The sequence below is a fragment of the Achromobacter colocynthidis genome, assembly GCF_057334535.1.
Genome location: NZ_JBHFIZ010000039.1, coordinates 84,090 through 96,639 on the forward strand (window position 1 = coordinate 84,090; position 12,550 = coordinate 96,639).

The window sequence follows — 12,550 nt, forward strand, 5'->3', positions numbered from 1 at the left end:
GATGCAATTTCGAAACGGCCCCATCGGGCTGATCTTCCACACGCTTTTCATCCTCTTCATCCTGGCGCCCATCGTCATGGTGTGCGCGGTGGCGTTCACCTCCGAAGGCTTTATCTCGCTGCCCACCACCGGGTTGTCGCTGCGCTGGTTCCGCGCCATTCTGGACAACCCGCGCTTTGTCGAGGCGTTCTGGTTCAGCCTGGGCCTGGGCACGCTGTCGGCCACGCTGGCGATCGGCCTGGCCGTGCCCAGCGCGCTGGCCCTGGCCCGCAACCGTTTCCGTGGCCGCGAGGCGCTGGTGGCCTTCTTCATGTCGCCGCTGATGATTCCGCATGTGGTGCTGGGGCTGGCCTTCCTGAAGTTCTTCACCACGGTGGATCTGGCCGGCACTTATGTGGGTTTGGTGGTGGCGCACGTGATATTGGTGATGCCGTATGCGCTGCGCCTGGTGCTGGCGTCCGCCACCGGCATCGACCCCGCGCTGGAGCGCGCCGCGCAGTCGTTGGGCGCATCCAACTGGACGGCGTTTCGGCGCGTGGTGCTGCCGCTGCTGCTGCCGGGGGTGGTCAGTGGCTGGGTGATCGCATTCATCACGAGCTTTGACGAATTGACCATGTCGATCTTCATTGCCTCGCCGTCCACGACGACGTTGCCGGTGCGCATCTTTCTGCACATCGAAGACACGATCGACCCGCTGGTCACCGCCGTGTCGGCCGTGCTGATCTACGTGACCATCATCGCCATCTTCATCCTGGACCGCGTGGTCGGCCTGGAAAAGCTGTTTGTAGGAAAGGGACGCTAATGACGGACGAGAAAGAACTGGCGCCCCGCGCGCCCGTGCATCGCGGCATTTATGACGCCGTGGTGATTGGCGGGGGCTTGGTGGGCTCAGCAATCGCTTATGGCTTGCGGCGCGAACTGGACCACGTGGCCGTGCTGGACGAAGGCGACGTGGCTTACCGCGCGTCACGCGGCAACTTCGGGCTGGTGTGGGTACAGAGCAAGGGCATGGGTCTGCCGCGCTACGGCGTGTGGACGATGACGTCCGCGTCCGGCTGGCCTCGGCTGGCCGCGCAACTGCTGGATGAGACCGGCGTGGACGTGCATCTGGAGCAGCGCGGCGGTCTGCACGCGCTGCTGAGTGATGAAGAAGTGGAAGCGCGCGGCCAGTTCATGAAGACCCTGCTGGCGCAGCCCGGCATGGCGCAGTACGACTGGAAACTACTCGACCGCGCCGAAGTCGCCGACCTGGTACCGGGCATCGGCCCCGACGTGCGTGGCGCCACGTGGACACCGGTGGATGGCATTGCCAACCCGCTCAAGCTGCTGCGCGCGTTGCATGCCAGTTTTGCACAGCGGGTTGTGGATTACCTGCCGCGCCGGCCGGCACAAAGCATCAAGCAGCGCGACGGCGTGTTCGAGATCGGAACGCCAGGCGGCACGGTGCGTGCACACAAGGTGGTGCTGGCCTCGGGCCTGTCCAATAAGGATCTGGGCGCGCAAGTTGGCCTGGACGTGCCGGTGCGCCCGCAGCGTGGCCAGATCGTGGTGCTGGAACGCACGCGCCCCATGCTGGAGACGCCGCTATCCACCTTGCGCCAGACCGATGAAGGCACCTGGCTGATCGGCGATTCGCAGGAAGAAGCCGGCTATGTGGATAACCTGGTGGGCCTGCCCATCCTGGGTACGCTGGCCGATCGTGCCGTGCGCACGCTGCCGGCCTTGCGCGACGTGCGCGTGGTGCGCAGTTGGGCGGCGTTGCGCGTGATGTCCAAGGACGGTTTTCCCATTTATCAGCAATCCGAAACGTGCCCCGGCGCCTTCGTCGCCACCTGTCATAGCGGTGTGACGCTGGCCGCCGCGCACGCGCTCAATCTGGCGCCCATGATCGTGGCCGGCAAGCTTGCCGACGACATGGCGCCCTTCTCGACCCGGAGGTTTCATGTTCAAGAGGCTTGACGAGGCGCAGCGCCAGACGCAAAGCGCGCCCGTGCGCGTGACGGTCAATGGGGCCGAACTGCAATGCCGGCCGGGTGATACGGTGGCGGCGGCGTTGTTCGCGGGCGGTGTGTCGGCCTGTCGCGACACGGCGGTGAACGAAGTGCCGCGCGGCCCCTATTGCATGATGGGCGTGTGCTACGACTGCCTGGTCACCATTGATGGCCAGGCGAACCAGCAGGGCTGCATGACGGCCGTGCGCGAGGGCATGAAGATCGAGCGCCAGTTGGGCGCGCGCAAGGTGCAGGCATGATCGAAACAACGCAATGCGATTTGCTGGTGGTGGGCGCGGGCCCGGCGGGCCTGGCGGCGGCGACGCTGGCGGCCACCTTGGGCGTGGACACGGTGCTGCTGGATGAACAGCCGGCGCCGGGCGGCCAGATCTACCGTGCCATCACCACGACCCCGGTCACTGACCGGGGCATCCTGGGCGAAGACTATTGGCATGGCGCGTCGCTGGTGGCGCCGTTCAAGCAATCGGGCGCGCGCTACGTGCCGGGCGCCACCGTCTGGGCCGTGGCCGAACGCACCGCGCCGGAACCCGACAAAGGCTTCGAGGTGGCGTATTCGGTGGCGGGCGAAGCGCGCATCGTGCACGCGCGCCGACTGCTGCTGGCCACGGGCGCGCAAGAGCGGCCCTTCCCGATTCCGGGCTGGACGCTGCCCGGTGTCATCACGGCGGGCGCGGCGCAGATTCTGCTGAAGTCGGCGGGCGTGGTGCCAGCCGACCGCACGGTGCTGGCGGGCAGCGGCCCCCTGCTTTATCTGGTGGCCTGGCAGTACCTGAATGCCGGCGTGAAGATCGACGCGCTGCTTGAAACCACGCCGCCCGGACGCATGGGCCAGGCGCTGCCCAAGGTGTGGGGGTTCTTGCGATCGCCTTACCTGGGCAAGGGGCTGAAGCTGCTGCGCGCCGTCAAGGCGGCCGTGCCGATCACGCGCGGTGTCACGGCCTTGGAAGCGTTGGGCAACGGCAAGCTGGAAAGCGTGCGCTACACGGCGGGCGGCGTCACCAAGACCTTGCCCGCCGCGCAACTGATGCTGCATCAAGGCGTGGTGCCCAACGTGAACCTGTCGCGCGCCGTGGGCGCGGAGCACCGCTGGAACGACGCGCTGGACTGTTGGGAGCCGCAGGTTGATGAATGGGGGCTGACGACGGTGGACGGCATCGGCATGGCGGGCGATGGCGCGGGGATCGCGGGCGCGCTGGCGGCGGAACACCGGGGCCGGCTGGCCGCGTTGCAGGCCGCGCATCTGCTGGGCCGCATCGATGCCCGCAAACGCGATAGCGAGGCCGTGGCGCCGCGCGACGCGTTGGCTCGTGCCGTCAGGGGCCGCGAGTTCTTCGATGCGCTGTACAAGGCGCCTGACGCCTTCCGGCGGCCCACCGGCGACACCATCGTGTGCCGCTGCGAGGAAGTCACCGCCGCGCAAGTGCGCGAGACGGTCAAGCTGGGCTGCACCGGTCCGAACCAGATGAAGGCCTTCCTGCGCTGCGGCATGGGGCCGTGCCAAGGGCGCTTCTGCGGGCTGACCGTGGCCGAGATCATTGCCGAGGAACGCGGCGTGCCGACGCAGGAAGTGGGCTATTACCGGCTGCGCTTCCCGACCAAGCCGCTGACCTTGGGAGAACTCGCGTCGCTGCCGCAGACGGATGATTCCCGCCAGGCCGTGGTCCGCTTGAAGAAGTAATGCCATGACCGATGCAACGCGGTCGGCGCAAGTCATCATCATCGGCGGGGGCCTGCATGGCAGCTCGGCGGCGCTGCATCTGGCGCGCGCGGGCGTGTCGGCTTTGGTGATTGAAAAGAACTACGTGGGGCGGCATGCCTCGGGCGTGAACGCGGGCGGCGTGCGCACCTTGTCGCGGCATCTGGCCGAGGTGCCGCTGGCGCTGGCCTCGCGTGAACTTTGGTATCGCATCGGCGAGCTGGTGGATGACGACTGCGGCTTCGAGCAGCACGGCCAGGTGCGCGTGGCCGAGAACGCCGCCGACGTCCAGGCGCTGCAAACTCGCTTGCGCACGATGACCAATCACGGCTACACGCATGAACAATGGATCAGCGCTGAAGCGCTGCTGGACATGATCCCGATGATTGCGCCCAGCATTCAGGGCGGCTTGATCGCGCGCGAAGACGCGGCGGCCGACCCCTACCGCACGACGCTGGCGTTTCGCAGCAAGGCCGCCAGCCTGGGCGCGCGCTTTCTGGAAGGCGTGCGCGTGGACCGCGTGGCGCAAGATGGTGGACAGTGGCGCGTGGAGACCGATGCGGGCACGTACACCGCGCCGCAAGTCTTGAACTGCGCGGGCGCCTGGGCCGACCGTATCGCGGCGCAATGGGGCGAGCCCGTGCCGCTGCTTGCCATCAGCCCCATGATGCTGGTGACCTTGCGCATGGACCATTTCCTGGACCCCGTGGTGCTGGGCACGGGACGCGCGCTATCGTTCAAGCAACGCACGAACGGCACCGTGCTGATCGGCGGCGGCCGGCGCGCCTGGGTGGACCGCGACGCGGAATGGACCGAGCTGGACTTTCGTTCCCTGGCCGAGGGCGCGCGCACGGTCTGCGACCTGTTTCCGCACATGCGCGACGCCATCGTGAACCGAGGCTGGGCGGGAATTGAAGCGGCCATGCCGGACGAGATTCCGGTCATTGGCCGCAGCAGCCGCCACGAAACGGCCTTCCATGCCTTCGGCTTTTCGGCGCATGGCTTTGAATTGGGCCCGATCGTGGGCCGCATCATGGCCGACCTGATCACCACCGGCACGACGGACATGCCGATCGAGCCATTCCGGATTGAACGTTTTTCGGACGCCACGATGGCGTCCACCCCATCAGAAAAGGAGCAGGACGTATGAACAACGATATCGTGCGCAAAGACACCAACCAGCGCTTGAGCCGCATCGTGATCCATGGCGATACGGTCTATGTGGCCGGCGTTACGTCAACGGCCGAAGGCGGCATCGTGCCGCAGACGCGCGACGTGCTGGCGAAGATCGACGGCTATCTGGCGCAGGCCGGCACCGATAAGTCGAGGCTGTTGTCGGTGCAGATCTGGTTGAAGGATATCGACCGCGACTTTGCGGGCATGAACAGCGTGTGGGCCGAGTGGGCGCTGCCTGGGGCGATGCCCACCCGCGCCACCTGCGAGGCCAAGCTGGCCGCGCCGGAGCTGCTGGTGGAGATCATCGTCACGGCCGCCAAGCGACCGGGTTATGTCAGCGGGCCGGTGTCTGAAAGCTGACCTGACCGGGGCGGCCCGGCAGGTTCAGGGTGGCGGTGGCCGGTGGCGTGGTCGCGATGACCTGGCCGGCGCGCAGCACTATCAGCCGGGTCGCGCGTAGGCGTAGCGCCTCGACGGGGTCGCGCGCTTGCAGCAGTACCAGGTCGGCACGCTTGCCGACCGCGATGCCCGTGTCGTCCAGCCCCAGGATCTTGGCGGGCGTGGTCGTCACGGCCTCGAAACAGGCGCGCATGGCGTCCTGGCCCGTCATCTGGGCCACATGCAGACCCATGTGCGCCACTTCCAGCATGTCGCCCGAACCCAGGCTGTACCAGGGGTCCATTACGCAGTCATGGCCGAAGGCCACCGGCACGCCGGCCGCCAGCAGTTCGGGCACGCGCGTCATGCCGCGGCGCTTGGGATAGGTGTCGTGGCGGCCTTGCAGCGTGATGTTGATCAGCGGGTTGGCAATGGCGGCCACGCCCGCTTCGCGGATCAGCGGGATCAGCTTGGACACGTAGTAGTTGTCCATTGAATGCATGGACGTCAGGTGCGAACCGGTCACGCGCCCATGCAGGCCCAGGCGCTGCGTGTGATAGGCCAGCGTTTCGATGTGGCGCGACAGCGGGTCATCGCTTTCGTCGCAGTGCATGTCCACGCGCAGGCCGCGCTCGGCGGCCAGTTCGCACAGGATGCGCACGGATTCGGCGCCGTCCTGCATGGTGCGTTCAAAGTGCGGAATGCCGCCCACCACGTCCACGCCCATGTCGAGCGCGCGCTTCAGGTTGTCCAGCGCGCCGGGTGCGCGCAGCACGCCGTCTTGCGGGAAGGCGACCAGTTGCAGGTCCAGGTACGGTTTGACCTTCTCGCGCACGTGCAGCAGCGCTTCGGTGGCCAAGAGGCGCGGGTCACAGACGTCCACGTGCGAGCGAATGGCCAACAGGCCGCGCGCCACCGCCCAGTCGCAATACGCCAGCGCGCGTTCCACCAGCGCTTCCTGCGTTAATAGTGGCTTCAGTTCGCCCCACAGCGCGATGCCTTCCAGCAGCGTGCCCGACTGGTTCACGCGCGGCAGCCCGAACGACAGCGTGGAGTCCATATGAAAGTGCGCGTCGACAAAAGGCGACGACACCAGTTGACCGGCCGCATCGATGCTCTGGCCAGCGTCAGCCTTCAACGCCGGTTCCACGGCAGTGATGCGACCTTGCGCCACACCAATGTCGATGTTCGTGCGGCCATCGGGCAGCGTGCAATTCTTGATGATCAGGTCGAGCATGGTTGGGTCCTAGCGAAAATTCTCAATAGTTATAACGCTGCAATGGTCTCCGGCCCTGCCAGGTCCCACGGAGCCGGCTCCGCCGGTCCGTCGCGACGCCCCCTTGAGGGGGAAGCGCGTAGCGCTTCGGGGGTGGGCCCACCTTAGCGTTCGCCCTTGCGGTAGGGCTTCATCAGAGCTTGAGGGTAGGCGGCGCGGCGCGCCATCACCACCAGGGCCAGGATGGACAGGATGTAGGGCAGCATCAAATACACCTGATACGGTAGCTCAGGCAGGCCGGGCAAGGCCGCGCCGCCTTGTTGCAAGCGCAGTTGCAGTGCATCGAAGAAGGCAAAGATCAGCGCGCCCAGCAAGGCCTTGCCGGGACGCCAGGACGCTAACACGACCAGCGCCACACACACCCAGCCACGGCCGTTGACCATGTTGAAAAAGAAGGCGTTGAACGCGGCCAGCGTCAGGAAGCTGCCGGCAACCCCCATCAACGCCGACCCGGCCACGATGGCGCCCATGCGCAGGCGCGTGACCGACAGGCCCTGCCCTTCGGCGGCGGCGGGGTTTTCGCCCACCATGCGGATCGCCAACCCGACCGGCGTGCGGTTCAGCACCCAGGCCAGAATCGGCACGGCGGCCAGCGCGATCAGCGTCATGGGCGTCTGCCCGGCCAGCACGGGCCCGATCAACGGAATGCCGTCCAGGTATTTCATTTCAGCAAACGGCGTGATGGTGGGCGGCGTGTTCACGCTGGGAAACGTCACGCGGTACGCAAAGTACGACAGGCTGGTTGCCAGCAAGGTCACCCCCAGCCCCGACACGTGTTGCGACAGCCCCAATGGCACCGTCAGCACGGCGTGCAACAGGCCGAACACGGCCCCGGCGAACGCCGCCGCCAGCACGCCCACATACAGCGGCGCGCCCAGGTACACAACCAGCCAGCCGGTGAAGGCGCCGGCGGCCATGATGCCTTCGATGCCCAGGTTCAGCACGCCGGCGCGTTCGCACAGCAGCACGCCCAGCGTACCCAGAATCAGCGGCGTCGCCAGGCGCAGCACAGCGACCCAGAAGGCCGAGGTGCTCAATAGATCCATCCATTCCATGGCGTGTTCCTCAAGCCTGGTTGCGGCGCAGGCGGTACTGCGCGAATAGCGTCGCGACCAGCATGGCAAGCAACGAAGTGGCGACGATGACGTCGGCGATGTAGTTCGGCACGGCAATGGCGCGGCTCATGCTGTCGGCGCCCACCAGCATGCCGGCCACGAAGATGCTGGCCAGGATCACCCCCAGCGGATGCAGGCCGGCCAGCATGGCGACGACCACGCCGGTGTAGCCGTAGCCCGGCGACATATCCAGCGTGACGTAGCCGGTGCGGCCCGCCACTTCAATAGCGCCCGCCAGGCCGGCCAGCGCGCCGGACAACATCGCGGTGCCCAGCATCACGCGGTTGACCGGCAGGCCCAGGAAACGCGAGGCGTGCGCGTTGGCGCCCACGGCGCGCATCTGGAAACCAAACACCGTGTAGCGGTTCAGCAGCCACAAGCCCAGCGCCAGCCCCGCCGCCCACAGCAGCCCGGTATGGGCGCGCGTGCGCTCGATCAGCTTGCCCAATTCCAGGTCGCCGTTAAGCGCCACGGACTGCGGCCAGCCCATCGCCATCGGGTCCTTCATGGGGCCGTCCAGCATCATGGACACGAACAGCAGCACGATGAAGTTGCCCAGCAAGGTGGTCACCACTTCGTCCACGCCCAGGCGGGTCTTGAGCAGCGCGGGAATCAGCAGCAGCAAGGCGCCGGCCAGCGCGGCCGCCAGCATCATGCCGCCGAACAGCACGGGCACGGGCAGGTCGAACCCCGTGCCGTCGTGCAGCCCGCCGATGGCCACCGCCGCCAGCGCGCCCAGATATAGCTGGCCTTCGGCGCCGATGTTGTAGAAGCGCGCGCGAAACGCCACGGCACAGGCCAGGCCCGTCAACATCAACGGGGTGGCGCGGGTCAGCGTTTCAGACAGCGCGAAGCGCGAGCCGAACGCGCCTTCGAACAGCAGCGCGTAGGTGCGGCCCACGGGCGCGCCGGCCCAGGCCACCAGCAAGGTGCAGATCGCCAGGGTGAAAAGGATGGCCGCGATCGGGGCCAAGGCCAGCGCCATGCGGCTGGGCTCGGGGCGACGTTCCAGGATCAGTTTCATGCGAAGAGTGCTCAATAGAAAAGGAAGCGGCGCGGGGCGGCGTGAACCGTCACGCGCGGGTTCCTGTCATGGCCAGGCCGACGGTCGCGGGCGTCCAGTCGGCTACCGGCTTGATGGCGACGAGCTTGCCGCCGCACAGCACGGCGATGCGGTCGGCCAGGGCGAAGATTTCTTCCAGGTCTTCCGACACCAGCAGCACGCCGGCGCCGCGTGCACGGGCGGCCAGCAACTGCTCGCGCACATAGGCCACGGCGCCGATGTCCAGGCCCCAGGTGGGCTGGTCGGCCACGATGAAGCGCGGTTCGCGCGCCAGCGTGCGTCCCAGGATCAGCTTTTGCATATTGCCGCCCGACAGGCTGCGCGTGCGCACATCCAGCGACGCCGCGCGCACGTCGAATTGCTTGGCCAGCGATGCGGCGTAGGCCCGGCCCGCGCGCGCGCGGATCAGGCCGTAGCGCGCGAAGCGCTTGTCCTTCAGGTCTTCGACGATGGCGTTTTCCCAAAGCGGGCTGTCGCCGATCATGCCTTCGCCGTGGCGATCTTCGGGGATGCGGCCGACGCGGGCGGCGGTCCAGCCGGCGGGCGACGTGGGCGCGGGCGCGTGCTCGGCGCCCAGCCGGATTGTGCCGTCGGACGGTTGCGCCAAGCCGGTCAAGACCGACACCAGCGCCTGCTGGCCGTTGCCGGCCACGCCCGCGATCGCCACGATTTCATGTTTGTGGACGGTCAGGTCCAGGCTGTCCAGGCGCGGCGCGCCGGCGCGGCTGTCGCGCACGGTGACTTGAGACAGCGTCACCACGGGCGCCGCCTGTTCGGCGGCGGCCACCGCTTCGGCGCGCGGCATGACGACCTTGCGCCCGACCATCAATTCAGCCAGTTCGGCGGGGCTGGTGGCGGCGGTGTCGCGTTCGGCCACCAGCTTGCCCTGGCGCAGCACCGCCACGCGGCGCGACACGGCCATCACTTCGTCCAGCTTGTGCGAAATGAAGATGACGGCCAGGCCGTCGTCGACAAAGCCGCGCAGCGTGGCGAACAGGTCCTGCACTTCCTGCGGCGTCAGCACCGCGGTGGGTTCGTCCAGGATCAGCACGCGCGCGCCGCGATACAGCGCCTTCAGAATTTCAACGCGCTGCTTTTCGCCGACGGACAAGCCGCCCACGCGCGCGTCCGGGTCCACGCCCAGGCCAAAGCGTTGACCCAGTTCAACCAGGCGGCGGCGCGCCTTGCTCCGCCCGGACGCCAGCTTCCACAGCGATTCCGTGCCGACCATGATGTTGTCCAGCACGGTCAGGTTGTCGGCCAGTGTGAAGTGCTGGTGCACCATGCCCACGCCCGCCGCCAGCGCGGCGTCGGGCCGGCCGGGCGGCAAAGGCTTGCCGAACACGTCGATGCTGCCGGCGTCGGCCAGATAGTGGCCGAACAGAATCGACACCAGCGTCGATTTGCCGGCGCCGTTCTCGCCCAGCAGTGCCAAGACCTCGCCCTGCCGCAGCGTCAGCGAGATATCGTCGTTGGCCGTCAGGCTGCCGAAGCGTTTGGTGATCCCCGTCAGTTGCAGGGCGAGAGGCGCTTGGTTCATCGTGCCGAGGACTTGGGTTCTTTGTCGTTGACCTTGACGGTGAAGCTGCCGTCCAGAATGGCCTTCTGCTTGGCTTCGACCTTGGCGACGAGCTCGGCGGGAATCTTCTTTTCGAAGGTGCCCAGCGGCGCCAGCGACGAGCCCTTGTACTTCATCAGCGAGTACTGGCCGTAGTCGTCGGCCTTGAACGTGCCGGCCTTGACCTGCTTGAGTGCTTCGTCGATGGTGGGCTCCATGCTCCACAGGGCCGAGGCCACCACGGTTTCGGGGTACTGCGGCTGCGTGTCGATCACGTTGCCGATGGCCAGCTTGCCGCGTTCCTTGGCGGCATCCGACACGCCGAAGCGCTCGGCGTACAGCACGTCCGCGCCCTTGTCGATCATGGCGAAGGCGGCTTCCTTGGCCTTCGGGGGATCAAACCACGAACCGATGAAGGTCACGGTGAATTCGGCCTTCGGGTTCACTTCCTTGGCGCCTTCGATGAAGGCGTGCATCAGGCGGTTCACTTCCGGAATGGGGTAGCCGCCAACCAGGCCGATCTTGCCGCTCTGGCTCATGCCGCCGGCGATCATGCCGGTCAGGTAGGCGGGTTCCTGGATGTAGTTGTCGAACACCGAGAAGTTGGGCTGCTGCGGCTTGCCCGACGAGCCCATCAGGAAGGCGGTTTGCGGATAGTCCTTGGCTACCTTGCGGGCGGCGGATTCCACCGCGAAGGCTTCGCCCACCACCAGCTTGTTGCCCTGCTCGGCGTACTGGCGCATGACGCGCTCGTAGTCGGCGTTGGTGACGTTTTCCGAGAACGTGTAGTCAATCTCGCCACGGTCGCGCGCTGCCGTCAGCGCCTTGTGGATGCGCGACACCCATTGCTGTTCGACCGGCACCGTATAGATGGCGGCAACCTTGGTCTTGGCGGGCGCCTGGGCTTGCACTGCGCCCGAGAACAGCAGCGCGCCGGTCGCGGCGGCCGCGGCCAGCTTGAGCAGCCCACGGCGAGCGATGCCGCCTGTGGACAGGGTGGACAGGGATTTCATGCGGGTGACTCCTTCGCGGGGGATGGAAACGTGATGGGATGGCAGCGATGCGGCGGCAGGATCGGCATCGCGGCCCATCCTGGCGAAGCAAGTTGTATGCCATGCGGCATTCCTCGCGACAAGTCGGGGAAACCTGATGGACGGGCAGGATTATAGGCACCCCGGCTGGGATACGTGGCACCAATTTGGTGCCCGTCGTTTCATGGGATGGACACGCGGGGGCAAAACGCGGTGTACCCCTATTGGCCACTCCGACAAACCGCTGCGCGGGCGGCCACGCCATTAAAATCGCCGCTTCGGTCGCGCGTAGCGCGGCATGCTGGAAGATCCATGCAAGACATTCAATTGCTGCTCGAGCAGTACGGCGGGTGGCTGGTGTTCGCCAACGTCCTGGTCGAACAAGCGGGCCTGCCCGTGCCTGCCTATCCCATGCTGATTGCGGCGGGCGCGTTGGGCGGCGCGGCGGGTTGGCTGACGCCCTGGCTGGCGGCCACCGTGGCCTGTCTGTTGGCCGACACGCTTTGGTACGTGGCGGGGCGGCGCTATGGCGCACGGTTGCTGGGCGTGGTGTGCAAGATGTCCTTGTCGCAGGACTCCTGCATCCGCCAGACGCAGCGGCTGTATTTGCGCATTGGCGTGCGGGCCTTGCTGGTCTGCAAGTTCCTGCCCGGCGCGGGCGCGCTGTCCACCGTCATGGCGGGCCTGACCGGCACGGCCTATCGTCGCTTCCTGCTTTATGACCTGGCAGGGTCCATGATCTGGGCGGGCTCTGCCTTGTTGCTGGGCGGGCTGTTCCAAAGCGTGATCAACGATGTGCTCGACGTGCTGGGCACCTACGGCCCGACGGGGCTGGGCGTGCTGGCGGCGGTGCTGGCGATTTACATCCTGGCGCGCTTCCTGCGTCGTCGGCTTCTGTTGCGCAGCCTGCGCGTCATTCCCCGCGTGTCCGTCGACGAGCTCATGCAATGGCGCCAGGACGGCCGCGACACGCTGGTCTTCGACGTGCGGCCCGAGGCGCAGCGCGACGCCGCGCGCATACCCGGCGCCATCGCCGTGGACCTGAAGGCGCCCCTGCCCGCGCTGGACCCGCAAGCGCTGGAGTCCGACATCGTGGTCTATTGCGCCTGCCCCAACGAGGTCTCGGCCGCGCTGCTGGCCTCGCGCCGGCGCGCGGCGGGGTATCCAAAGACCTGGGCGTTGCGGGGCGGCTTTGAAGCGTGGATGGAACGCAATCACGAGGCGTGAGCCGCCGCGCTCGGAAGG

The 12,550-nt window shown here is 67.1% G+C and carries 12 protein-coding genes; 7 read left to right on the forward strand and 5 right to left on the reverse strand.

The genetic code is table 11. The annotated features are described in order from the left end of the window. Nucleotide 1: 1 nt before the first annotated feature. Genes ACE04A_RS26890 through ACE04A_RS26915 form a run of 6 tightly spaced genes read left to right on the forward strand, consistent with a single transcriptional unit; the run spans nucleotide 2 to nucleotide 5,244 of the window. The gene (locus ACE04A_RS26890; protein WP_100853657.1) at nucleotides 2-802 is read left to right on the forward strand and encodes an ABC transporter permease; all 801 of its coding nucleotides are present in this window, start codon (nucleotides 2-4) and stop codon (nucleotides 800-802) included. After that, a complete protein-coding gene (locus tag ACE04A_RS26895) occupies nucleotides 802-1,959 on the forward strand; it encodes an NAD(P)/FAD-dependent oxidoreductase (protein WP_448715699.1) in 1,158 nt (385 codons plus the stop codon). The genes ACE04A_RS26890 and ACE04A_RS26895 overlap by 1 nt, the downstream gene beginning before the upstream one ends. Beyond that, on the forward strand, nucleotides 1,943-2,251 hold the full coding sequence (locus ACE04A_RS26900) for a (2Fe-2S)-binding protein (protein WP_100853655.1): 309 nt from the start codon (nucleotides 1,943-1,945) through the stop codon (nucleotides 2,249-2,251). Before ACE04A_RS26895 ends, ACE04A_RS26900 begins: the two co-directional genes overlap by 17 nt. After that, nucleotides 2,248-3,690, forward strand: coding sequence for an FAD/NAD(P)-dependent oxidoreductase (locus ACE04A_RS26905; RefSeq protein ID WP_259251334.1), 1,443 nt, complete (start codon nucleotides 2,248-2,250; stop codon nucleotides 3,688-3,690). Before ACE04A_RS26900 ends, ACE04A_RS26905 begins: the two co-directional genes overlap by 4 nt. Nucleotides 3,691-3,694: 4 nt before the next feature. After that, nucleotides 3,695-4,858 carry an NAD(P)/FAD-dependent oxidoreductase gene (locus tag ACE04A_RS26910; protein ID WP_485820700.1) on the forward strand — a complete coding sequence of 388 codons (1,164 nt, stop codon included), beginning with the start codon at nucleotides 3,695-3,697 and terminating at the stop codon, nucleotides 4,856-4,858. Then, nucleotides 4,855-5,244 (forward strand): RidA family protein, encoded by a 390-nt coding sequence (locus ACE04A_RS26915; RefSeq protein WP_448715701.1) that lies wholly within the window; start codon nucleotides 4,855-4,857, stop codon nucleotides 5,242-5,244. The genes ACE04A_RS26910 and ACE04A_RS26915 overlap by 4 nt, the downstream gene beginning before the upstream one ends. On the opposite strand, the gene ACE04A_RS26920 is transcribed toward ACE04A_RS26915, so the two are convergent. From ACE04A_RS26920 to ACE04A_RS26940, 5 genes are all read right to left on the reverse strand, one after another. Next, nucleotides 5,219-6,499 (reverse strand): amidohydrolase family protein, encoded by a 1,281-nt coding sequence (locus tag ACE04A_RS26920; RefSeq protein WP_448715702.1) that lies wholly within the window; start codon nucleotides 6,497-6,499, stop codon nucleotides 5,219-5,221. The two genes, ACE04A_RS26915 and ACE04A_RS26920, sit on opposite strands and share 26 nt — an antisense overlap. Nucleotides 6,500-6,642: 143 nt before the next feature. Next, complete coding sequence (locus ACE04A_RS26925; protein WP_485820701.1) at nucleotides 6,643-7,593, reverse strand: ABC transporter permease; 951 nt, start codon at nucleotides 7,591-7,593, stop codon at nucleotides 6,643-6,645. A 10-nt stretch (nucleotides 7,594-7,603) separates the two neighbouring features. Continuing rightward, nucleotides 7,604-8,677: an ABC transporter permease gene (locus ACE04A_RS26930; RefSeq protein WP_100853649.1), complete on the reverse strand. Its 1,074-nt coding sequence runs from the start codon at nucleotides 8,675-8,677 to the stop codon at nucleotides 7,604-7,606. A gap of 49 nt (nucleotides 8,678-8,726) precedes the next feature. Further along, entirely contained in the window at nucleotides 8,727-10,256 is a 1,530-nt protein-coding gene (locus ACE04A_RS26935; RefSeq protein ID WP_279993527.1) for an ABC transporter ATP-binding protein, read from the reverse strand. Beyond that, on the reverse strand, nucleotides 10,253-11,287 hold the full coding sequence (locus ACE04A_RS26940; protein WP_259251344.1) for a BMP family protein: 1,035 nt from the start codon (nucleotides 11,285-11,287) through the stop codon (nucleotides 10,253-10,255). The genes ACE04A_RS26935 and ACE04A_RS26940 overlap by 4 nt, the downstream gene beginning before the upstream one ends. 330 nt (nucleotides 11,288-11,617) lie before the next feature. Here ACE04A_RS26940 and ACE04A_RS26945 point away from each other — a divergent pair, with 330 nt between their 5' ends. After that, nucleotides 11,618-12,532 (forward strand): DedA family protein/thiosulfate sulfurtransferase GlpE, encoded by a 915-nt coding sequence (locus ACE04A_RS26945; protein ID WP_485820702.1) that lies wholly within the window; start codon nucleotides 11,618-11,620, stop codon nucleotides 12,530-12,532. Nucleotides 12,533-12,550: the final 18 nt, after the last annotated feature.